General features: G+C 58.7%; 23 protein-coding genes. 13 read left to right on the forward strand and 10 right to left on the reverse strand.

Features of this window, described 5'->3' with window-relative positions; genetic code table 11:
- Positions 1-42 precede the first annotated feature (42 nt).
- The 6 genes from SIB56_RS10855 to SIB56_RS10880 all read left to right on the forward strand — a co-directional run bounded on the left by SIB56_RS10855 (position 43) and on the right by SIB56_RS10880 (position 6,633).
- Positions 43-375 carry an FAD-dependent oxidoreductase gene (locus SIB56_RS10855; RefSeq protein WP_413323952.1) on the forward strand — a complete coding sequence of 111 codons (333 nt, stop codon included), beginning with the start codon at positions 43-45 and terminating at the stop codon, positions 373-375.
- Positions 368-2,722, forward strand: coding sequence for a beta strand repeat-containing protein (locus SIB56_RS10860; protein WP_413323953.1), 2,355 nt, complete (start codon positions 368-370; stop codon positions 2,720-2,722). Before SIB56_RS10855 ends, SIB56_RS10860 begins: the two co-directional genes overlap by 8 nt.
- Positions 2,723-2,764: 42 nt before the next feature.
- Positions 2,765-4,741, forward strand: coding sequence for a tRNA uridine-5-carboxymethylaminomethyl(34) synthesis enzyme MnmG (gene mnmG, locus SIB56_RS10865; RefSeq protein ID WP_413323954.1), 1,977 nt, complete (start codon positions 2,765-2,767; stop codon positions 4,739-4,741).
- 24 nt (positions 4,742-4,765) lie between these two features.
- Positions 4,766-5,506, forward strand: coding sequence for a hypothetical protein (locus SIB56_RS10870; protein WP_413323955.1), 741 nt, complete (start codon positions 4,766-4,768; stop codon positions 5,504-5,506).
- 14 nt (positions 5,507-5,520) lie between these two features.
- Positions 5,521-6,114, forward strand: coding sequence for a chorismate lyase (locus tag SIB56_RS10875; protein ID WP_413327323.1), 594 nt, complete (start codon positions 5,521-5,523; stop codon positions 6,112-6,114).
- Positions 6,115-6,201: 87 nt separating this feature from the next.
- Positions 6,202-6,633, forward strand: coding sequence for a hypothetical protein (locus SIB56_RS10880; RefSeq protein ID WP_413323956.1), 432 nt, complete (start codon positions 6,202-6,204; stop codon positions 6,631-6,633).
- Positions 6,634-6,642: 9 nt separating this feature from the next.
- Here the strand turns inward: SIB56_RS10880 and SIB56_RS10885 are convergent, their stop codons facing one another.
- The 3 genes from SIB56_RS10885 to SIB56_RS10895 form a co-directional block, all read right to left on the reverse strand.
- On the reverse strand, positions 6,643-7,164 hold the full coding sequence (locus SIB56_RS10885; RefSeq protein ID WP_413323957.1) for a DUF1269 domain-containing protein: 522 nt from the start codon (positions 7,162-7,164) through the stop codon (positions 6,643-6,645).
- Positions 7,165-7,208: 44 nt separating this feature from the next.
- Positions 7,209-7,760, reverse strand: a complete 552-nt coding sequence (locus SIB56_RS10890) for an RNA helicase (protein ID WP_413323958.1) — start codon at positions 7,758-7,760, stop codon at positions 7,209-7,211.
- A 110-nt stretch (positions 7,761-7,870) separates the two neighbouring features.
- Positions 7,871-8,419, reverse strand: a complete 549-nt coding sequence (locus SIB56_RS10895) for a SprT family zinc-dependent metalloprotease (RefSeq protein ID WP_413323959.1) — start codon at positions 8,417-8,419, stop codon at positions 7,871-7,873.
- A 91-nt stretch (positions 8,420-8,510) separates the two neighbouring features.
- Between SIB56_RS10895 and SIB56_RS10900 the strand changes: the two genes are divergently transcribed.
- The 4 genes from SIB56_RS10900 (at position 8,511) to SIB56_RS10915 (ending at position 12,439) form a co-directional block, all read left to right on the forward strand.
- On the forward strand, positions 8,511-8,930 hold the full coding sequence (locus SIB56_RS10900) for a hypothetical protein (protein ID WP_413323960.1): 420 nt from the start codon (positions 8,511-8,513) through the stop codon (positions 8,928-8,930).
- 12 nt (positions 8,931-8,942) lie between these two features.
- Positions 8,943-11,042, forward strand: coding sequence for an NAD-dependent DNA ligase LigA (gene ligA, locus SIB56_RS10905; protein WP_413323961.1), 2,100 nt, complete (start codon positions 8,943-8,945; stop codon positions 11,040-11,042).
- Between the two features lie 84 nt (positions 11,043-11,126).
- Positions 11,127-12,254 carry a TIGR00341 family protein gene (locus tag SIB56_RS10910; RefSeq protein ID WP_413323962.1) on the forward strand — a complete coding sequence of 376 codons (1,128 nt, stop codon included), beginning with the start codon at positions 11,127-11,129 and terminating at the stop codon, positions 12,252-12,254.
- A complete protein-coding gene (locus SIB56_RS10915) occupies positions 12,251-12,439 on the forward strand; it encodes a hypothetical protein (RefSeq protein WP_413323963.1) in 189 nt (62 codons plus the stop codon). Before SIB56_RS10910 ends, SIB56_RS10915 begins: the two co-directional genes overlap by 4 nt.
- Here the strand turns inward: SIB56_RS10915 and SIB56_RS10920 are convergent.
- The gene (locus tag SIB56_RS10920) at positions 12,421-13,062 is read right to left on the reverse strand and encodes a TVP38/TMEM64 family protein (RefSeq protein ID WP_413323964.1); all 642 of its coding nucleotides are present in this window, start codon (positions 13,060-13,062) and stop codon (positions 12,421-12,423) included. The two genes, SIB56_RS10915 and SIB56_RS10920, sit on opposite strands and share 19 nt — an antisense overlap.
- Before the next feature lie 152 nt (positions 13,063-13,214).
- On the opposite strand from SIB56_RS10920, the gene SIB56_RS10925 reads away from it, so the two are divergent.
- Positions 13,215-14,486 (forward strand): extracellular solute-binding protein, encoded by a 1,272-nt coding sequence (locus tag SIB56_RS10925; protein ID WP_413323965.1) that lies wholly within the window; start codon positions 13,215-13,217, stop codon positions 14,484-14,486.
- Positions 14,486-15,865, forward strand: coding sequence for a mechanosensitive ion channel family protein (locus SIB56_RS10930; RefSeq protein ID WP_413323966.1), 1,380 nt, complete (start codon positions 14,486-14,488; stop codon positions 15,863-15,865). Before SIB56_RS10925 ends, SIB56_RS10930 begins: the two co-directional genes overlap by 1 nt.
- Before the next feature lie 53 nt (positions 15,866-15,918).
- Here SIB56_RS10930 and SIB56_RS10935 read toward each other — a convergent pair whose 3' ends face one another.
- Both SIB56_RS10935 and SIB56_RS10940 read right to left on the reverse strand, forming a co-directional pair.
- On the reverse strand, positions 15,919-16,107 hold the full coding sequence (locus tag SIB56_RS10935) for a hypothetical protein (RefSeq protein WP_413323967.1): 189 nt from the start codon (positions 16,105-16,107) through the stop codon (positions 15,919-15,921).
- Between the two features lie 35 nt (positions 16,108-16,142).
- The gene (locus tag SIB56_RS10940) at positions 16,143-16,283 is read right to left on the reverse strand and encodes a hypothetical protein (RefSeq protein WP_413323968.1); all 141 of its coding nucleotides are present in this window, start codon (positions 16,281-16,283) and stop codon (positions 16,143-16,145) included.
- Between SIB56_RS10940 and SIB56_RS10945 the strand changes: the two genes are divergently transcribed.
- Positions 16,282-17,001, forward strand: coding sequence for a mechanosensitive ion channel family protein (locus tag SIB56_RS10945; RefSeq protein WP_413323969.1), 720 nt, complete (start codon positions 16,282-16,284; stop codon positions 16,999-17,001). The two genes, SIB56_RS10940 and SIB56_RS10945, sit on opposite strands and share 2 nt — an antisense overlap.
- 12 nt (positions 17,002-17,013) lie before the next feature.
- Here the strand turns inward: SIB56_RS10945 and SIB56_RS10950 are convergent, their stop codons facing one another.
- The 4 genes from SIB56_RS10950 to SIB56_RS10965 form a co-directional block, all read right to left on the reverse strand.
- Positions 17,014-17,802, reverse strand: a complete 789-nt coding sequence (locus tag SIB56_RS10950) for an ABC transporter permease (RefSeq protein ID WP_413323970.1) — start codon at positions 17,800-17,802, stop codon at positions 17,014-17,016.
- Between the two features lies 1 nt (position 17,803).
- Complete coding sequence (locus tag SIB56_RS10955; RefSeq protein ID WP_413323971.1) at positions 17,804-18,601, reverse strand: ABC transporter permease; 798 nt, start codon at positions 18,599-18,601, stop codon at positions 17,804-17,806.
- On the reverse strand, positions 18,601-19,575 hold the full coding sequence (locus SIB56_RS10960; protein WP_413323972.1) for an ATP-binding cassette domain-containing protein: 975 nt from the start codon (positions 19,573-19,575) through the stop codon (positions 18,601-18,603). The genes SIB56_RS10955 and SIB56_RS10960 overlap by 1 nt, the downstream gene beginning before the upstream one ends.
- Before the next feature lie 64 nt (positions 19,576-19,639).
- Positions 19,640-22,384, reverse strand: coding sequence for a valine--tRNA ligase (locus SIB56_RS10965; RefSeq protein ID WP_413323973.1), 2,745 nt, complete (start codon positions 22,382-22,384; stop codon positions 19,640-19,642).
- Positions 22,385-22,460 lie beyond the last annotated feature (76 nt).

Here is a 22,460-nt window from a genome sequence, read left to right on the forward strand (position 1 = left end):
ACCTGATTGGATCAGTGCTCTAGTAATTCCGATAATGAATGCATGAGCAACCGTCCTGAACCAACTGAATCATTCGACGTGATCGTCGTGGGAGGAGGCCATGCAGGCTGTGAAGCTGCCATCACGGCTGCCCGCTTGGGGCTGAATCTGGTGGCTGGGCTCAACGCCGTTCGGCGCATCCGCGGTCAAGATGCGGTGCACTTTGGCCGCGAGGGCAGTGAGTGTGGTGACAAAACGCCATCAGACAGCCACTGCGGAGGATCTGGAAACCCAATTCACAAGCCAAGGCCCGTAATAACCGGTTGCAATTCAAGCGGCTACGCCGGCACTGAAATAGCTACCACCACTCTCAAGACATCCGATAACGATGCCTAGCCTCACCATTGCCCTGACCGGCAACATCGATGGTTCCGGCAATCTGCTCACAACAGAAGCAGGCTCCACCTCTACTTTCATCGTTGTTCTTGATAACAAACCAACGGCGAATGTCACCGTCTCCATCACCGGTGACGACACCACTGAACATTCCCTCAGCGCCTACTCGCTGACATTCACAACCAACAGCTGGGACACACCTCAGACCGTCACCGTCACCGGCGTTGACGACAGCCTCGTTGATGGCGACATCACCACCACACTCACTGCAATTGCATCAAACACAGGTGGATATGCCGGCACTGAAACAGCCACCATCACAGTCAAGAACACTGACGATGAAACCGGCGGCATCAGCATTGCCCAGACCGGCACCACCGATGGTTCCGGCAATCTGCTCACAACAGAAGCAGGCTCCACCTCTACTTTCACCGTTGTTCTTGATGCCAAACCAACGGCGAATGTCACCGTCTCCATCACCGGTGACGACACCACTGAACATTCCCTCAGCGCTTCGTCGCTGACATTCACAACCGACAACTGGAACACAGCTCAGACCGTCACCGTCACCGGCGTTGACGACAGCCTCGTTGATGGCGACATCACCACCACACTCAATGCCACCGCTTCCAATTCAGGCGGCTACGCCGGCACTGAAACAGCCACCACCACTCTCAAAACATCCGATAACGATAGTTACGGTCTCACCATTACCCAGACCGGCACCACCGATGGTTCCGGCAATCTGCTCACAACAGAAGCAGGCTCCACCTCTACTTTCACCGTTGTTCTTGATGCCAAACCAACGGCGAATGTCACCGTCTCCATCACCGGTGACGACACCACTGAACATTCCCTCAGCGCTTCGTCGCTGACATTCACAACCGACAACTGGAACACAGCTCAGACCGTCACCGTCACCGGCGTTGACGACAGCCTCGTTGATGGCGACATCACCACCACACTCACTGCCACCGCTTCCAATTCAGGCGGCTACGCCGGCACTGAAACAGCCACCACCACTCTCAAAACATCCGATAACGATAGTTACGGTCTCACCATTACCCAGACCGGCACCACCGATGGTTCCGGCAATCTGCTCACAACAGAAGCAGGCTCCACCTCTACTTTCACCGTTGTTCTTGATGCCAAACCAACGGCGAATGTCACCGTCTCCATCACCGGTGACGACACCACTGAACATTCCCTCAGCGCTTCGTCGCTGACATTCACAACCGACAACTGGAACACAGCTCAGATCGTCACCGTCACCGGCGTTGACGACAGCCTCGTTGATGGCGACATCACCACCACACTCACTGCCACCGCTTCCAATTCAGGCGGCTACGCCGGCACTGAAACAGCCACCACCACTCTCAAAACATCCGATAACGACGCCAGCAGCGACGATACTGAGAGTGACAGTGAGAACAACACTGCTCAGCAACCCATTGCACTCAGCACACTCGTCCGAAACAGAGATGACACAGGCTTTGAAGTGACTGGACAAACCGGGCTTTGGATAAAGCTGGTAGTTCTTAAGGCCAACACCGACTGGCAAAACAGTCTGCAAATTGTGGACAGCCTTGGTAATTCAATCGGATCAATCGGCGCCACTCGCGACTCCACCAACCTGGGAAAACACGAAATCTTTCTCGATGCTGGCAGCGAATGGTTCTTCCATCAATTAAGCAATAATTCACAACTGAACGAATTGCCAAGTCTTCGGATCGACACAATAACTGGCGGATTCATTGTTCACCTTGATGACAGCGAGAATGGAGACAATGACCACGATGACCTATCAATCAAAATCACCACATCTCAAAATGCTGAAAATCCAGTTGCCGCTCAACTTGCTTCAGAACAAAACAATATTTATGACTCAATTCTGAACCTAACTGAGATCAATACTCCAACAGCAAGACTGAGAATAACACTTCAAAGTCATTGCGATGATGTCAACAGGATAGGCCTTGTTAAACTGGCTGGTGATAAAATCAATGGATTCACAGTCAATGGAATTGCTTCAACAGCCGAGCAATCCTTTAACCAAGTCATTCGCGACAATCTTATTAATCCAGGCGGCCATGAGCTCCTGATTGATGGCACAACAACTCGCCAGGTTGAATGGAACATTAACCAAAATGAGAAAGGATTTTATGCCCCTGTTTTTATAAATCAAAACACTAATGATCTATTTACTTTTGGAGTCACAAGTGCGCGCGACAATCATATTCACGTTAAAAATCTAGGCAGCAACTTCTTTGGCTATGAAGACACACTTGCATCGCGAAACTCCGACTGGGACTTCAACGACATCACCATGCTGGTGGAAATGATCTGAACCTCTGGGGCCAATCAACCGGTGGCATTGGAGAATAAGGTCATGACTGCCTCCACCGCTCCCACTGAAGTCTTCGACGTGATCGTCGTGGGAGGAGGCCATGCAGGCTGTGAAGCCGCCATCACCGCTGCCCGCCTCGGGCTAAACACAGCACTGTTCACCCTCAATCTCGACCGCATCGCCTGGCAGCCCTGCAATCCGGCCGTGGGGGGACCGGCGAAAAGCCAGCTTGTGCATGAAGTGGATGCTCTTGGCGGCGTGATCGGGCGCCTCGCCGATGCCACGGCCATTCAGAAGCGAATCCTCAACGCCAGCCGCGGCCCTGCCGTCTGGGCCCTGCGTGCCCAGACCGACAAACGTCAGTACTCACGTCAGATGCTGCAACTGCTGCAGCACACCCCCAACCTGGCTCTACGCGAAGCGATGGTCACTGGTCTTGAGATCGATGGTGATCCAAACGGCGGCGGAGAAGCCTGGGATCCAAGCCAGGGACCCAAGGCACGCATCACAGGCGTGCGCACCTATTTCGGCAGCGTCTACGGCGCCAGCGCCGTGGTGCTGACCGCCGGCACCTTTCTCGGAGGCCGCATCTGGGTCGGGCACCAGTCGATGGCCGCTGGTCGTGCCGGAGAGCAGGCTGCCGAAGGACTCACCGAAGCCCTGCGACAGCTGGGGTTCCACACCGACCGACTGAAAACAGGAACTCCAGCACGAGTGGATCGGCGCAGCATCGCCCTCGATCAGCTGGAGGAGCAACCCAGCGATGCCGCAGACCGCTTTTTCTCCTTTGACCCTGGCTCCTGGAGCAGCGGCGAACAGATGAGCTGTCACATCACCCGCACCACGGCTGAAACCCATCAGCTGATCAAAAACAACCTTCACCTCACCGCGATCTATGGCGGCGTGATCGACAGCAAAGGGCCCCGTTACTGCCCCTCAATCGAAGACAAGATCGTTCGTTTTGCAGACAAAGACAGTCACCAGATCTTTCTTGAACCTGAAGGTCGCGACACACCGGAGATTTACGTACAGGGGTTCTCAACCGGGCTCCCCGAACCTGTCCAGCTGCAACTGCTGCGCAGTCTCCCCGGCCTCGAACAGTGCGTGATGCTGAGACCGGCTTACTCCGTCGATTACGACTACCTGCCAGCCACCCAACTGCTGCCGTCGCTGGAAACCAAAAGGATCGAGGGACTGTTCAGCGCCGGACAGCTCAACGGCACAACGGGTTACGAAGAGGCCGCTGCCCAAGGTCTGGTGGCAGGGCTCAACGCCGCTCGACGGATCCGGGGGCAAGAAGCGGTGCACTTTTCCAGGGAAAGCAGCTACATCGGCACGATGATTGACGATCTGGTGAGCAGGGATCTGCGCGAGCCTTACCGGGTGCTCACCAGCCGTAGTGAGTACCGCCTGGTGCTGCGCGGTGACAACGCCGATCGACGTCTGACTCCTCTGGGCCGGGAGCTGGGGTTGATTGATGACCGCCGCTGGCAGTTGTTCGAGCAGAAGCTCGATGCGATGGAAAAAGAAAAGCAGCGCCTGCAAAGCCAGCGGCTCAAGGTGAGTGATCCCGTGGCCCCTGCGGTGGAGGCGGAAACCGGCGCAGCGATCAAAGGGTCGATCACTCTTGCCGACCTGCTGCGTCGGCCAGGGATGCATGCTGCAGATCTGGTGCGCCACGGCCTCGCCGATGCCGATCTGCCGCTGCCAGTTCGAGAAGGTGCTGAGATCGACATCAAATACAGCGGCTATCTGCAAAGGCAGCAACAGCAGATCGACCAGGTGAAACGCCAGGGCAAACGCAAGCTTCCCGCCGGCGTTGATTACGCCACCATCAGCACGTTGTCGCGCGAAGCACGCGAAAAACTGGCCAATGTCCGTCCGCTCACGCTGGGACAGGCCAGCCAGATCCCCGGTGTGAGCCAGGCTGACCTCAGCTCTCTGCTCGTCTGGCTGGAACTGCAGCAGCGCCGCAACCAGAACCGCACATCACTCGCCTCCGCCGCCAACGCTCGATAGCTTTGGCGCACTCACCGGCCTGCGTTGCCCACTCGTTTCCCCACCTCCAGGGCTTACTGGAACCTGCGCGCCGAGCAGGTTCTTGACCGCGTGTTCAGCGATAAGGACAACATTCTTGAAACTGTGCGGGTCGAGGTGAATCCTCAGTCGAATCAAACGCCAGCGACGCCTCGCACTGCGTCAACGATTACCTGGCCTCAGGTCGGCATGGTGGGCCTTGGCCTGTTCGCTGTTCTTGGCATCAGCGGACTCACACTTCACTGGAGGCTCACCCAGCAGGCGCTGGAGCGGGAAGGCAACCTCGCCTTGATCGAAAGGCTGCGCAGAAACCAGGCAGCTGAAACCGGCAAAGCCCGAAGCAATCGAACGGCACAATCCACATCAGATAACGACGCCACCCCATCGACCGAGAGAAACGCTGAAGAGTCCTCCCCGGGAAACGAGCTGGAGATCGCCACACTCCCCAACTCATCCACAACACTGGAGCCAATCACAATTCCACTGCCTTCATCAGAGGACAACATCGCTGCCCCACTGGCTGATCAGTCATCCGCTATGGCTACACAACCTCTGCTGGTGGGCGTGGTCAACAGTGGTAACAGCGGTGGCTCAGCCATCTTTCAACTCGGTGACCTCTCCCTCTCAGCGGTCCCCGGCGAAATGATCGGCAACAGCGGCTGGACCCTCCGCAGCATCAGCGCCAGTGGCGCGGTGATCGAGCGCGCTGGTGCGACTCAATCCCTCAGTGTCGGAGGAGCTTTTTGAGCACCTTGAGCTCCCTGACTCCCTCCCCGTCAGTGCTTTGGGAAGCGCCAACATCCTCCGTTCTTGCTGGTGAGGAACCTGGCTGGCTGCCAGGCCCCTGGCGCCTGATGTTGCTGGGAGACGGCAGCCCGACCAGACACCTGCGCCTGCTCACCGGCCACAGCGTGCAGGTACGTCTCATCGCAATGGATGCCGATGCAAACCTTGACGAACAAGCCGGTGGACCACGACCCACTGAGGTACAGGAGCTTGAACCGCCCCTGCTGCGCCGTCAGGTCTGGCTGACCTGTGGGGACACCACGCTGGCCTGGGCTGAAAGCTGGTGGAACCGTGATGAAGCCGAACGCAGTCTGAGCAATCGCGAACAGCCGATCTGGCTCAGCCTCACGCAGGGACGCTCGGAACTGTTCCGTGAGGTGGATGGCCTGGCGCTTGTCTCTGAACCGTGGCTGGAGGAGGGGTTCGGTGAGCGAGGTCCCTTCTGGAGCCGCCATTACCGCTTTTTCAGAAAGGGCAGAGAGCTCACCGTGATCCGTGAAGTGTTCAGCCCGGCACTCGAGCGCTGGCTGGGCGAAGCCCCAAGGCGTCCGCTTCATGCATCGTCATGAAGATAATCTGCGTTTGATGCGGATTTGCACTTGACAACTTGCCTGTCTTTGTGCTGAAGCAATCATGGCCTCATCGGCAATGGTTCCATGGCGACCTCCACCTGGACGACCCTCAACGATCTGGGCCGTAACTTCGGCATCTCTTCGATCCACTGCGGAAGGGCCCTCGAACATGAGGGCTGGCGAGATCGGCATGGCCATCCAACCGACGCAGCACTGGAGGCAGGCGCGGTTGAACAACGCACGGCTCACATCGGAGGTCGCTCGGTGCTTTGGAACGCCAATCTCTGCGCAGAGGTGTTGGAGCGACATGGTTACCGGCCGGTGTCCCGTTCTGAACACATCGGCCAGTGGGCCGATCTGCTGGAAGCGATGACGGCGGGCTCGCCTTCAATCACCACAACAGCAGATCAAATGGCGGAGGAACTGCCGCCCGACCTGGTGGAAGATGTCAACCGTCAGCTGACTCGGCGTGGTTGCCGATTTCAGGTGTGCCGGCCGCTGAGCAATCGGCACTGAACGGCTGGCTCAGGCCATGCGCAGGGCCTCAGCCTGCTTGCGAGCCTTCTCAAGCTGTTCCTTCAGCTTCTCCTCGTCGGTGTGACTGAGGCTGGTGTGCACCAAGCGTGCATTGGGCACGTGACGACGCAGACGTTCGATCACCCGATCAGGCGTTGAATCGCGCACCAATAAAGCAAGTGCTGCGCTGCCCTGAGGCAGGGTTTCGGCAAGCTCCTTGAGGAACTTGTCGTTGATGCCGATGTCGCTGAGAGCTCCCGAGGCGGCACCAGCGCCGGCACCGGCCGCCAGCCCGAGCAGGGGATTGGCGAAAATCAGTCCGACAAGCAGACCCCAGAAGCTGCCGCCCATGGCGCCGGTGGCGGTCATGTTGATGGCCTGACGAAGATGCACATGACCATCGCTGCCATGCTCGAGGACCACCGCATCCTCAAGTGTGATCAGGTGCTCCTCCTGAATGGCCACCAGTTCGAGACGCACCTGCTCAGCTTCCTCAACCTTGGGAAAGCCGATCACCACAAGATTGCTCATACCAATTACGCAATGACTCACAGCATAAGTAGAAATGCTCTTGTTCAATCACGACGACGACTGGATCGCGGCAATGGTCTACGGGACGGCGACCGTGACGTTGTTGAAGGAGCTGGGTCAGCGACACCATCACGACTCTCAGAACGCTTCCATCGCTCCACCTTGAAGCTGTCGTCCTCAGGCCACACGTCATCCTGATCAGAAGAGGTTGACGGCGAAGCAGAGGCTGTCGGCGGTGGCAGCACCGGCTGTCGGCGGGACATGGCCTCGAGCGGGCGTTTGCGTCTTGCAGGAGTTGATCGATCAACACTCGCCGAAGCGCCGACGCGTACAGGTCGGGAGCTCTGCATGACCTGCGGCCGTTCGTTCACCTCACGCCAGTCATCCTCCTCATCCAGCAGCCAGTCGATGCGATCACCGACCCAACGTCCCATCGCATCCAGACGGGAAGCACCATCCAGACGATCGATGCTGCGGCGCCCTGGTCTTGCTCCGGAAACACCGTCAACAAGCTGACGTCCGGTGTCCAGCCACCGGTCAAGCCTTCGGTCCAGAGGATCAGGACCGCGCTGCGGGCGTTGTCGACGTGAATCCATGCCCCGACGTTACCGACGTCTGTGCTGCAACCAACGCTCCCGCTGCAGACCAATCAGAACGATCGAGACGCCACCGGCCTCCAACACCCAGAGAAACACTTCCATCCCGCTCAGCTCACCTCCGGCGCCGCTTCGTAGCGAAGCAGACAACTGGCATTCCAGCGACCCCCATGATGCCGATCGCAGCACAATCGACAGGCCGCCTGACGCATCCTGCGGCGATAGGGAGTTCTCTGACCGCAGCAAGGACAAATCGCAATCCAGCGCGGCGGGGTCTGCGGAACGGGGAAGCGATGGCGAACACTGACCTCGAATCTCGACTGCGTCGCGTTGATCACCTGCATCCGCTGCCGGAAGCAGGGTCCGTGACCTTCCTCTCGCTGCAGCACCAGGTCCACCCAGGCGTGGATCATCTCGTGACAGAGAGTGCTTTCTGTGGCCTCTCGCGGCAGAGGATCCAACAGAGGCCTGGACAGCACGATTTCACGCCCAAACGGTGGCGCCACAGCAGGCCCGCGTCTGTACAGACCTGCCGTGCGACGCAGACGACCGTCACTCCATCGCAAGGCCACCAGGGGTTGATGTCCTTGGCAAAGGGCTCCCTCGAAATGCTCCCGATTCAGGCGATGAAACAGAGGGAGCAGCGGCTCGAGCGGCATGGGTGGCGGTCAACCGCACAACAACGTCGGTCCAGTCTGCCTCCATCCAGCGGTCCGTCAGTCAGACTCTTCACTCACTTGGAAACAGCTGATGGATCTGGGTCTGGTGCGGGAGATCGGGAGCAAGGCCCTGCTGGCCGGGGGTGGTGCCCTGCTTCTTTATTGGACGGTCACCGCGGTGAAGCTTGTGCTGAGCGCCCGCGGCATCAACCCGCTGATCAAGCAATTTTTCACCCAGGTGGCAGCAGGGCGCGTCGACGCGGCCTATCTGCTCACAACCAAGTCCTATCGCCAACACGTCAACCGGCAGCAGTTCATCCGCTATCTGGCGGGCCTGAAGCTCAACCGCTATCGCAACCTCAAATCAGGCCGGCCGCGCCTGCAAGAGGGCAGCATGATCCTCACCGTGAAACTGATCGCAGAAAACAAAGAGGAAATGCCCCTCGACTTCACGTTCACCAAAGTGGAGGACACCTGGAAAATCGAGCGCATCGCCACCGTCAAGAGCTGAGTTGTTCAGACCGTGACTGCGCCAGCTTCACAAACCGCGTCGAATCAGTTCAATGAGCGCGCCACTGAACTGAGGCAGTTGCTCACCCGAGCAGCCCACGCCTATTACGTGCTTGATGCTCCCGAGATGGAGGACGCGGTCTACGACCGCCTTTACCGCGAACTGCTGGATCTGGAGGCTGCTCACCCCGAGCTGGTGATCGCCGACAGCCCCACCCAGCGCGTGGGTGGAACTCCCTCCGAGGGATTCACCAGCGTGGCCCATCGCATTCCCCTGTTCAGCCTGGACAACGCATTCAGTGCTGAAGAACTGCGCAGCTGGTATGCACGCCTGCTGAAGGTGCTTGACCGAGAGCCAGCTGCGGATGCTCCCCCGCCGGCACTGCCCATGGTCGGAGAACTCAAAATCGACGGCAATGCCCTTGCCCTCAGCTATGAGAACGGGCTGCTGGTCAGGGGCACCACCCGCGGAGACGGGGAACAAGGCGAGGAGATCACCGCCAATGTGCGCACCATCGCATCGATCCCTCTGCGACTGCAGATCGATCCCCCACCTGCCTGGGTGGAGGTGCGCGGCGAGGCTTTGATTCCCGATCGCACCTTCGCGGCCATCAACGCTGACAGAGCAGCGCGGGATGAACCGCTATTCGCCAACCCACGCAATGCCTGTGCCGGCACCCTGCGCCAGCTCGATCCCAGGGTGGTGGCCTCACGACGGCTCGATTTCTTCGCGTACACACTGCACTTGCCGAATGACTGGGAAGGTTCTCGACCGACCAGCCAGTGGGAATGCCTGAGCTGGCTGAAAACAGCCGGCTTCCGAGTGAATCCCAATGCCTCCCTGCTGCCAGATCTCGCCGCGGTGGAGAGCTTCTTCAACGCCTGGGACAGTCGGCGGCACGATCTTGATTACGCCACAGACGGTGTGGTTGTGAAACTCGACGACCTGCGTCTGCAGGACAGCGCTGGCTTCACGCAGAAAGCACCTCGCTGGGCCATTGCCCTGAAGTACCCGGCGGAAGAAGCTCCCAGCCGGCTGCTGCGACTCACCTGCCAGGTGGGCCGCACCGGCGTGATCACACCGGTGGCGGAATTCGAACCCGTCGCTCTGGCCGGCACAAGCGTGAGTCGGGCAACGCTGCACAACGCAGACCGACTGACGGAACTGGATCTACACAGCGGCGACACGATCGTGGTGCGCAAGGCCGGAGAGATCATCCCCGAAGTGCTGCGGGTGCTTCCAGAGCTCAGGCCCGAAGGTGCTCAACCCCTGGATCTTCCTCATCAGTGCCCCAGCTGCGAGTCGGAGCTGGTGAGGGAAAGCGGTGAAGCCGCAACCCGCTGCGTGAACAGCAGCTGCCCGGCGATCCTGCGCGGCGCTCTGCGCCATTGGGTCAGCAAGGGTGCCCTCGATGTGGAGGGCATGGGCGGGAAATTGATCGAACAACTTGTGGAGCGGGGTCTGGTGCGCTCGATCTCTGATCTGTATCGCCTCGATGTCGCACTGCTCAGCAGCCTGGAACGGATGGGCGAGAAAAGCGCCGAAAACCTCGTGACGGCGATGGAGACGTCCCGCGCCCAGCCCTGGGCTCGCCAGCTCTACGCCCTGGGCATCCACCACGTGGGCGAAGTCAACGCCAAAGCCCTGGCAGCAGCATTTCCTGATGTCGACACGCTTGCCCAGACGGCCGTTGATCACCCTGAAGCGATCAGTGAGCTGCATGGCATCGGCTTGGAAATCACCCAGAGCCTGCAGCAGTGGTTCAGCACTGGAGCCAATCAGACGCTGGTTCAGCAGCTTCGTGAAGTCGGCCTCTCACTGGCCGCCAGCGAACAGGAGCGCCTGGATCTGGCAAGTCGCACCAGCATGTCCGGGGCGCTTTCCGGTCAGACCGTTGTCATCACCGGCACGCTTCCCTCCATGAGCCGATCTCAGGCGAAAGATCTGATTGAGGCAGCAGGTGGCAAGGTCAGTGGTTCCGTCAGCAAAAAAACATCCTTTGTGCTCGCCGGAGAAGAGGCGGGGAGCAAGCTGGAGAAAGCCAACAAACTGGGAATCAAGGTGATTGATGAGGCGGGACTGAGCACCTTGATCGCGTCGGACGAAATCTGAAAATCGTTGTCCATGATCAGTGCATCCGATCCAAGGTTGTGATGGCGGAGACTGAAGACGTAGGCATGTACGGCATCAAGTCCAGTGGGCTCGTCATCTCCCCTTCGCAATGTTCTGGACAATCTGTCCGGCGAATGGCAAATCAACCTCGAGAACCGGATCCCACGCAAGGAGCTCTACCAGGCCCGAATTGCGTCATCAAAGCCGTCCCTCGGATTCTTCGTGCTGCTGTTGTGCGCAGCTGTGATTGCCACGCTTGGACTGATCTCCAACAGCACGGCGGTGGTGATCGGGGCCATGATCGTGGCACCACTGATGGACCCGATCCTCAGCCTCGCTTTCGCCCTCTCGATCAGCAACAACAAGCTGGCGAAACGCTCGCTGCTGACGGTGTTGATTGGTGTGATCACCGTGATCGCCACCGCAGCGCTGCTGGCGTGGATTCTGGATGTGAGTGAGGTGAATCGGGAGATGACGTCTCGCACGGCACCCAACCTGATTGACCTCGGAGTCGCCGTGGCGGCTGCAGTGGCTGGATCCTTCAGCATGACCCGCGAAAGGCTGTCGAATTCACTGGCCGGTGTTGCGATCGCCGTGGCGCTGGTTCCACCGCTGTGCGTCTGCGGCATCGGCCTGAGCATGGGCAATGAGGTGGTTGCAGTGTTCGGCCGCGGCACGGTGGCCGGTCTCACCAATCAGATTTCCGAAGGCTCCTTTTTGTTGTTCCTGGTCAACCTGATCGGGATCACGGTGGCAAGCCTGTTCATCTTCCTTGTGCAGCGCTACGGCAGCATCGTTCAGTGCTGGCGAAATCTTCTGGTGTGGCTGGCTTTGCTTGGGCTGTTGTGCTTTCCCCTGTCTTCAGCTCTGCAGGATTTCCGCATCAAGCAGGAAATTGTCAGCAGGTTCGACACCTTCAAAGCAGGTCAGGTCAATGAGCTGAAGATCACCAGCCAGAACCCCTATTTGTGGCAGAGGGTGCGACTGCTGTTCAGCAACGTGCGGGTGCTCGACAACAAGGCCAACGTGGATCTCGTCTTCAGCGCGCCAAAGGGAGTGCTCAACGAAGCCCTGGCGAACGAGCTCTCTGAAACCTTCGTGCGAAGCGCCAAAGAAGAGTTCAAGCTCGATGACGCCAAGGTCTCGATCAGCGTGATTCCCAATCAGATCAACAAATTCAGCGACAGCCCAGCGCTGCCATCAACGCAATGAACGACGCAGAAAGTCATCGTCCGCCGATCCACAGATGGATCAAAACGGAATGCGGTCGGGCCAAATATGCCGACCTGAGCAACCGAAGCGGATTCACAGCCAAAGCCAGGCTGGGTTGGTTTGTGGTGATTGCCGCCCTGCGTGACTGGCGACTGCCTGATCCTGATCAGACTTCAGGATCCTGAACATCAGCGCCTGCCTCCTGAAGGGCCTTGCGAGCGGCACGTCCCACCAGCCACACCACACCCACCGTGGCCAGCACTCCTACAACACGAAGCACCCAGGCCTGGGCGGAGGTCTCTCCAGCCAGCACCTCACCGAACCTTGCAGCACTACCAGCCAGAGCACCGAGGGCACAGAACAGAATCGTTCCGGGAATGATGCCGATGAGGCCAAGGTTGTAATCCCGCAGACTTACCTCACTGAGTCCGTAAGCCAGGTTCAGCAAGGAGAACGGAAACGCCGGTGAGAGGCGCGTCAGCAGCACCAGGCGAAACCCCTCGCGACTGACAGCCTTCTCAATCGCCAGCAGCTTCGGGAAACGACTCAGACGCTGCTGCGCCCAGCCCCTGAGCCAGTGCCTGCCCAAAAGAAACGCAGCCTCCGCTCCAAGGGTCGCCCCTGCAAACACGATCAGGCTTCCCAGCCAGGGGCCGTACAGCGCTCCGGCAAGCATCGAGGCCCAGATCCCCGGCAGCAGCAGGGTCACCCAGATGGCGTAAAGGGGAACGAACAGCAGGGCTCCGGCAGGCGACTCAAGCCATGCAAGAAGAGCGTCGGTATCCATCAGCTGAACGATCGGGTCCATCCTTCATCCATCGGTGCCATCACGGTTCCATGGCCCGCAGCAACTGTGCAACCTCACCACCCTGATTCAGACGAGCGCCGACATCGGAACACTGACCAAACCCTTCTATGGCTCTACCGTCAAATCGTTGAAGGGAATACCTGCCTGCTGCTGTGCGACACCAACATCTCCGGGCACTACTGATCCGACGGCGCCTGCTGTTGCTGGGGCTTGTCTGCACAGCTGGACTGCTGAGCTCCTGCAGCAGCAGCGGGCGAACACCGATCCGACTGCTGCGGGTCGCCCGCATCCTGCCGACCAATGAAAAGGTCACCCCGGTTGACAGTTCCCGGGACCGGAAGCGTCTGCGCAGCTTTCAGAACAATCTCTGGGATGTGGTTCCAGGCCTTCGCATCCAACCCGCTCTCTATTCAGAAGCAGCTGTCGAATCGGAACTTGAACGCCAGACCTACAGCGGACTGGGTCCGGATCTTGTGATGGGCGATGCCCGCGTGATCCAGGAGCTCTTCGAAGCAAAGCTGCTGGACACGGTGCCGATCACTCAGGAACAACGCAACGCAATCGCACCAGGCTTACTCGAACGGGTCACCAACTCCCATGGTGAAGTGACCGGTCTTCCGGTCTCTCAGTACATCCAGCTGGCATGTTTCGACAAACGCAAACTCAAGGAGCCACCTGCAACGTTGGCACTCATGTCCAAGCAGAGCGGCGAGGGTCAGGTGTTCGGCATCACCCAGAATTTTGAAGATCTCTACTGGAGCATGAGCGGATACAAAGCCGGCAGCGCACTGGTGAGTGCGCTGCGTGGCCAGCAACCCACTGCACAACAAACACAGAACCTCGTTCGCTGGCTGAGCTGGCTGCGGGATGCCAGCTATCAGCAGAACGTGATGTTCCTCAGGAATCAGGCCACATTGCGCAAGCAACTGATTGGAGGCCAACTCCACTGGATCAGCTGCTGGACCTCGCAGCTACCCCAACTGAGGGAAGCCATGAAAGACAATCTCGGCGTTGCTGCATTACCAGCGGGACCAGCAGCCCAAGCCACACCCATCAGCAAGCTCCAGGTGTGGGGTCTGGGCCGCAACTCCAGTCCGCGACAGCGACAGACCGCTGAAGAACTGATGCAATTCATCGTTCAACCATGGGCCCAAAAGACCTGGTCACTGCGTTACCGCACCAATTACCCAGTGAATCCAGCAGCGGCCACGATCATCAATCGACAGATCCCTGGAATCGAGAACCTCTACATCTTCAAAGGCAACCAAGAAATCAAAATTGGAGACGAAATTGTTGCTGCCATCGATGGGAATCCAAGACTCGCCAAAACCATTCAAAACATCATCAACGATGTGATCTTTGGTGCGAAAACACCCGCCAAGGCAGCTGAGCGACTGCAGACCGCTTTGAGCCGATCCTCATGATGTCGACCCTCTCCAATCTTCTAATCACGGTGGCGCCCGGAGACATCCTGGTGGAAATGGTCAGCTGGCTGTCATTTGTGGAGCGCTGGCCTGTTCTGATTCAGCTATTCCTGGTGCTATTCGTGCTTCTGATTGCGCGCGCACGCAGCATTCTTCTCAGGCGCAACCAACGCCTGCAGCGCCTGCTAAATCGAGCGGGGCTACATCAACGCTTCCCTGATTCAATCCGCGTGTTGATGGGACCCGCACTGGTTCTATTAATGGCAGGAGTCTTTGCACTAATCCAGGTTCCCTTCGGACTGCTGCGTTACTTCGGACTGCTCTGGCTGGGCTGGAATCTATTCACGCCCCTGAAGTTACTGGTAGAGAAAACCAATCCCCGCTTCCCGATTGGAGAAATAGAGACCACATTATTCAAGCCAATTTATGTCTTCACAGCAACATTATCCTTGCTGAGCCTGCTGGGTAGTCGCGAAAATCTCGCAAGAATTGGCGTCGCCAATCTCTTCGAAGTTGAGATCACTCTGGGCAAAATGTATACGGCCATTGTGGCGATCTATCTGATCGTGACCATTGCCTCCAGGCCAGCGGCACTGATGGCCTGGCTGAGCGGTGTGATCTTCGGAGTGCAGAAACGCAATCAGCGCGGTTTGGAGTTGTTATTCCGCTACAGCGTGATCGGCCTCGGCATCATCGGCGTGGCCTATTACATCGGCATCAATGGCAACGCCTTTATTGCAATCGCCGGTGGATTATCAGTTGGAATTGGATTCGGCACCAAGGAAATCATCTCCAACTTCATCAGCAGTATCTGGCTGCTGTTCGAAGGATCCGTTCGACCTGGGGAGATTCTGATGATCGACGGCGACCCCTGCACCGTGCGCAAACTGGGTCTACGCGCCACACAGCTGAGGCGTGGTCGCGATGGTGCCGAACTGCTGATTCCTAATCAGAACTTTTTTACTCAGGAAGCCGCCTCTTATACAGCTACAGAAACGTCGAGGCGTGACAGCGTGGTGGTGGGTGCCGCCTATCGACATGATCCAGACGAGATCATCGACATGCTGCTGGAGATCGCAGCAGAACATCCCAAAGTGAAAAATTACCCGCCTGCATCGGCTTTTGTGACTGAATTTGCGGAATCCTCGATCAACTACAAGTTGTTGTTCTGGGTCGCAGATCCACTTGATGCTTTCAACGTGGGCAGTGATCTGCGTCGTGCGATCTGGAAACGCTTCGAGAAAGAGAAGATCAGCATTCCCTTCCCTCAACGCCAGATCTACCCGATGGAATGGCCACCCAAAACGCAAAAAAGCCTCAGGCCCCAGCTGCAGTCTGAGCAGACAATGGATCAGGACGCTGCAGAAGACATGAGCTAGGTTCGCGACTGCGACGCTCGGGTCTGGTGACTGAGTCTCATTTGGCCGCGAAGTTACACCTGCAGTTCCTGCAAACCAACATCGGATTGCTGGTGGGAACCCTGGCTCTTCTCGGTGCCTGGCTTCTTCTTCAGCTGTTGAGCCGCCATGGCCGCAACATGGGCAGCCATCTCGCCGCAGCGCTGCGGCGCCCTGTGCTGTTCGGGCTCGGCACCTCGCTCTACGCCAGCTGGATCATCCATCAGCTCAACGAGGGTCTTGAGCTGGGACTGCTGGCTCAGACTGAGGTCAACAGGATTTCCACAACCCTGGTGATCGCCAGCATCACCTGGGCCGTGATGAACATCGGCCAGACCGTGCTGCGATCTGCCTCGATGAGGCGATGGATCCGGATCGAAGACGAGCAGGATGAATCCATGCTGATCAATGTGATGAGCAGGCTTTACACCATTTCAGTGCTGGTGGTGGTCACTGCAGCTCTGATGGTGAACTTCGGCGTGCCATCTGGGGCCATTGCCACGATGCTGGGCGGCGCAGGCATCGGCTTCTCGTTCGCCACCCAGCAGATCAGCCAGAACTTTCTCTCCGGCTTCATGCTGTTTTTCAATCGCCCATTCCGCGAGGGCGACTGGATCAATGCAGACAACCTTGAAGGAACGGTTGAATCAATCGGTTGGTATTACACACGAATACGCACCTTTGATCGCAGACCGCTTTACATCCCGAATTCCGTATTTGCCACAAATCCGATTCAAAATCCTGGAGAAATGTATAACCGCAGAATTCTTGCAAATATTGGCCTTCGCTATGAAGACTTACACAAGATTGGTGACATTACAAAAGAGGTTCGCAGCTACCTTGAGCAGCATTCAGAGATAGATCAAAGCCAGAGCATTCTTGTGAACTTCAACGAGTGGGATGCATCATCGATCAATATGATGATTTATTGCTTCACCAAGACAACAGTGTGGAAAGACTGGCTTGATATTCAACAATCCATTTTTCTTGATATCGCTGGAATTGTTCAGCGCAGTGGAGCCGACTTCGCATTCAATTGCACCACGTTGTATCCAGCACCTGATTCCGGTTCAGATGCACTCATCAAGTCACTGAATCGAGGCAATCCGGCTGCATGACTCGGCGTCCAGCTAGCTGGACGCCGAAGTGTAGTGGCGCAGCGCGAACAGCCAGAAGCAACGGGCCGCCGCAAAAAATGCTGTCGCAAGCGCAAGTCCCAGTGCCAGCAACGGCAATGATGCCCTCCCTAGGAGCACCTGAGCAGGCACTGTGGTGAGGAATGCCACGGGCAGCACCAGCGTGAACAGCAGCCTCAACGGGGCGGGATAAGCTTCAAGCGGGTAGCGCCCCGAGGCCAGCAAGGCCCGCAACACCTCGGTGGCGTTCCAGGTTTTCACAAACCAGATGCTTGTGGCAGCGATCAGAAACCAAAGCGAATAGAGGATCACTGCGGCCACCATCAGCATCAGCAACACGATGAAGAGCACCGCCGGAGTCAACACCACACCGGATTGATGCGCTCCCCAGGTGGCCAGGCCAAGGCCCAGAGCAACTTCAGACAGACCCGCCGGAGCGAAGGTGCGCAGTGACACCCAGAACTGACTGTCGATCGGTTTGAGCAGCACGAAATCAAGAGTGCCCTCGCGCACATAGGTGACGATCGCTCCGAGGTTGGGCCGCAGCCAGGCGGTCGTCATGCCGTCGAACACGGTGTAGAAGCCCTGAACGATCAGGGCCTGATCCCAGCTCCAGCCGCCCAGCTCCCGTCCAGGACCGAAAAACAGAGACAGCAGCAGCAGGCTGCCCCCCAGGCTGAGGACCACGGCCAGCAGCTCCACCAGCACATTCAGCTGATACTCCAGCTGCGTGGCCAGAGCGGTACCCCAGAAACGGCGCAGTGTTCGCAAGTAGCGACGCATCTCAGGCCCCCATGGCGCTGTAGCGCCTCACACCGGCTCGCCAGAGCATCAGAACCAGCGGCAGAAGCAAGCCCACCCAGGCCAGCTGTGCAGCAAAACCTGCCGCCAGATCCACCGGATCACCCGACAACACCCTGGCTGGAAAATCAATCAGATAGGGGAAGGGTGTCCAGCGCACCCAGTGCTGCACAGCCGGCGGGAAGGCTGTGATCGGAGCGAGCAGTCCGGAGAGAAACAGGAAAGGCAGAAACAGCAACCGCTCCAGGGCCGTGGCTTTCTCACTCCAGAAACACAGCGAAGCAATCAGGCTCTGCAGCAGAAACGTGATCGCAAACGCCATCCAGGTGGCGAGCCAGGCCAACAGAAAACTTCCCAGCGATGGAATCCAGAAAGCCCGCGGCTGAATCAGAAAAAACACACCGGCGATGCCGGCGGCAAAGGGCAACCGGGTGAGCTGCTCACCCAGATGCGAGGCCACATAACGCCAGAGTGGATGGAGAGGCTGCAGAAGATAGGGCGACAGCCGTCCCAGCAGCGCATCTTCCTCAAAGGCGTAAACCATCCAGACCACCGAAAACTGACGCACCAGAAAAGCGCTGAGGAAATAGCGATCGAGAGCCACCCCGTCCAAACCCAGCTGGGAGCGGGCATCACTGCCGCTCCAGAGGCTGAGCATGATGAATGGCAACACTCCGGACAAGGCCCACAGCGCAATCTCGGCGCGGTACTCGAGCATGTGGGCGTACTGACTGCCCAGCAGTGCTCGCACGATGCGGCGGTTCAACCCGAACAAGCGCATCAGAGGCTTCCCTGGCGAAACAACTCGCCGATTAGCTGATCGATGGGTGGATCATTCACTTCCAGATCACGCACCTCAAAACGTTCCAGGATCTGTGCCAGAACCCTGGTGAGTGAGGCTGGGTCCACCCGCAGGTTCACCACGCAGTTCTCGAGGCTGTCGAGGCGCCCTAAACCGGCGAAGGCTGCTGCAGATGCGGGCTGTTCAAGTTCCAGGCGCACATGACGCTCAGGCGCCAGACGACTGGCAAGACGATCCAGGGGGCCGTCATGGAACAACGCCCCCTGGTGAATCAGCAGCACCCTGGGGCAGAGCGCTGTGATGTCAGCCATGTAGTGACTGGTGAGCAAAATGGTGGCACCGGTGCGGCGGTTGTACTCGGCCAGAAACTGGCGCACCCGCAACTGGGCATTCACATCCAGCCCCAGAGTGGGTTCATCCAGGAACAACACCTCCGGTTCATGCAGTAATGCAGCGAGCAGCTCAGCCTTCATGCGCTGCCCGAGAGATAACTTGCGCACCGGACGGGTGAGCTCTTCGCCCAGCTCGAGCAGCTCCGACAGCTCGGCGATGCGTCTGCTGGCAACGCGATCCGGGATGCCATAAACCGCTGCGTTGACGCGCAACGAATCCATCGGTGGCAGATCCCAGATGAGCTGCTGCTTCTGCCCCATCACCAACGTGATGCGCCGCAGAAAATCAGGATGGCGACGCTGAGGTTGATGCCCCCCCACCAGCACCTGCCCGGAGCTGGGATAGATCAGCCCACAGAGCATTTTGAGCGTGGTCGTCTTGCCGGCGCCATTGGCTCCGAGAAATCCCACCATCTCGCCGGGGGCGATCGCGAACGACACGTCCCGCACCGCGGACACATCGCGCTGCCTGCGCCGCAGAAAGTGCCGCAGAGTGCCAGCCAGGCCGGGCTGTTTGTCAGCGACGCGATACGTCTTGCTGAGCCTTTCAACCGTGATCAACGGAGAGTCCAGCGGTCAGAAGCAGAGCTTGTTCAAGGCTAGGGATCAGGACAGAGCAAGCGACTCAGCTGAGATCCTCCAGACGCCGGCGTGCCAGATCAGCCTGTGCCTCGGCCTCAGCCAGGTTGACCCTGCATTCAGCCACCACAGCTGCCGGCGCCTTGTCGGCGAAATTGGGATTGGCCAGTCGACCGCTCAGACCCTTGATCTCCTTCTCGGCTTTGGCGATGTCTTTCTCGAGCCTTGTCGTGAGGGCCTGGAGATCCACCAGACCCTCAATCGGAAGCAGCACCTGAAGCTCACCACTGACACCTGCGAGAGCTTTGGTCACCGGTGCAGCATCCGCCTCAGAAGGCGTCATCACCTGAACCGCTTCAGCTTTGGTGAGCGCTGTGATGTCGCCGATCCCCTGCTGCAGCACATCCACAAGATCGCCGCGGCCACTCACGAAACGCACCGGAACGGTCTGGGCAGGCTTGAGGCCAGCGACCGCTCGCAGATTGCGCACCACGCGGATGGCGGCGATCAACTCGGCGAATGAAGCCTCGAGATCCTCATCAAGGGCTGCCTCATCAACATCCGGCCAGACCTGCAGCGCCAGAAACGTTGTCTCAGGCTCTGCGGTGACGCTGTGCCACAACTCCTCGGTGAGATGCGGCATCAGCGGATTCAGCATCAGGTGCATCTGACTGATCACCTTGGCCAGCACCTGCCTGGCCGTGCGCTGATCAGCGAGAGCTTCAGCGCTGGCGTTATCACCTGGATTAAGCCGGCGCTTGCTCAGCTCCAGATACCAGTCGCAGACATCATTCCAGGCGAACTCATACAGCCCCTTGGCGGCTTCACCCAAGGCATAGCTGGAGTAACGCGCAGAAGTTTCACGGTTGACCCGGGCCAGCCGCGACAGGATCCAGCGATCCGCCAGCTGCAACGCCGCTGGATCGGGATCGCCCAGCTGGGCGGGAGTCTCGCCATCGAGATTCATCAGCGCGAAACGGGTGGCGTTCCAGAGCTTGTTGGCGAAATTGCGCGAAGCCTCAACGGTGGCGGAGGTGTCTTTCTTGCGGTCGTAGTCCAGGCGGATGTCCTGACCGGCGCCAGCCACCTCCCGTACCAGAGCGAAGCGCAGGGCATCGGTGCCGTAACGGTCGATCAGCAGCAGCGGATCGATGCCGTTGCCGGCGCTCTTGCTCATCTTGCGATTCTGCTCGTCCCTCACCAGCCCATGGATGTAGACGTCCTTGAACGGCATCTCTCCGGTGAAGGCACCGGCCATCATCGTCATCCGGGCCACCCAGAAAAAGATGATGTCGAAGCCCGTCACCAGGGTGCTGGTGGGATACCAGCGCTGCAGATCAGCGCTGCCGGCATCTGGCCAGCCCAGGGTGGAGAAGGGCCAGAGGCCGCTGGAGAACCAGGTGTCGAGCACGTCTTCGTCCTGCTCGATCTCGGCTGCCGCGCCGAACCCGGCCCTGGCCTTCTCCAAGGCTTCGGCCTCATTGCGGGCCACAACATAAGGCGTTGTGTCGGTGTACTTACCGCCGGTCTCACTGATCACGAACCAGGCGGGGATGCGATGACCCCACCACAGCTGTCGGCTGATGCACCAGTCGCGGATGTCAGTGAGCCAGTCGCGGTAGACCTTTTCCCAGCGGTCGGGAATGAAGCAGGGATCTTGCTTGTCAAGAGCCTCACGGCAACGGGCGGCCAGAGGCTCGGTCTTCACGAACCACTGGGTGGACAGCAGGGGCTCCACAGGCACCTTGCCACGATCGGAGTGGGGAACGCTGTGGCGATAGTCCTCCACCTTCACCAGCAGACCGAGATCTGCAAGACCGGCCACCACGGCCTTGCGGGCTTCAAAACGATCCAGCCCCTGGAACTCTCCGGCCTGCTGATTCATCGTGCCGTTCTTGCGCATCACCGTGATCTGGGGCAGGCCATGGCGCTGTCCGATCGCAAAATCATTGGGATCGTGGGCAGGCGTCACCTTGACGCAGCCGGTGCCGAACTCCTTGTCGACATGATCGTCAGCCACGATCGGAATCTCCCGCCCCACAAAGGGCAGGGTGAGGGTCTGGCCCACCAGATGGGCATAGCGCTCGTCAGTGGGATTCACCGCCACGGCCGTATCGCCCAGCATGGTTTCGGGCCGGGTTGTGGCCACCTCCAGATGCCCCTCACCACTGCTGAGCGGATAACGGAAATGCCAGAGGTGGCCATTCACCTCCCTCATCTCCACCTCCAGATCGCTCACCGCCGAACCGGAGGCAGGACACCAGTTCACCAGGTATTCGCCCCTGTAGATCAGCCCCTGTTCGTGCAGCCGCACAAAGGCTTCCTTCACTGCCTCACTAAGGCCTTCGTCCAGGGTGAAGCGCTGACGACGCCAGTCAACGGAATAGCCGAGCCTGCGCAGCTGATCAACAATGCGCCCACCGCTTTCGGCCTTCCACTGCCAGGCTCGCTGCAGAAAGGCGTCACGGCCGAGATCGTGGCGAGTCCTGCCCTCTTCCTTGAGTTGCTTCTCCAGGATCGTCTGCACCGCAATTGAAGCGTGGTCGGTGCCAGGCAGGCAGAGCACATTTTTTCCCGCAAGACGCTCGTAGCGCACGATCGTGTCGATCAGGGCTGTGTTGAAGGCATGGCCCATGTGCAGGCTACCGGTCACATTCGGAGGGGGAATGACCACCGAAAAAGGATCCCCGGGTGCCTTGGGATCAGGATGAAATGCGCCTTGGTCCTCCCAGGCCTGCTGCCAGCGGGCCTCAGTGCCCACCGGGTCATAGGTCTTGGCCAGCTCGGACACGGGACGCGCTCAACAACAGCGAACCATGCTCGCAAAACAGCTGCCTGAATCAAACCGGGACCCCATCCACAGCAAC

Origin of the sequence: Synechococcus sp. MIT S9503 (assembly GCF_047304175.1) — a bacterium.
Taxonomy (GTDB): domain Bacteria; phylum Cyanobacteriota; class Cyanobacteriia; order PCC-6307; family Cyanobiaceae; genus Synechococcus_C.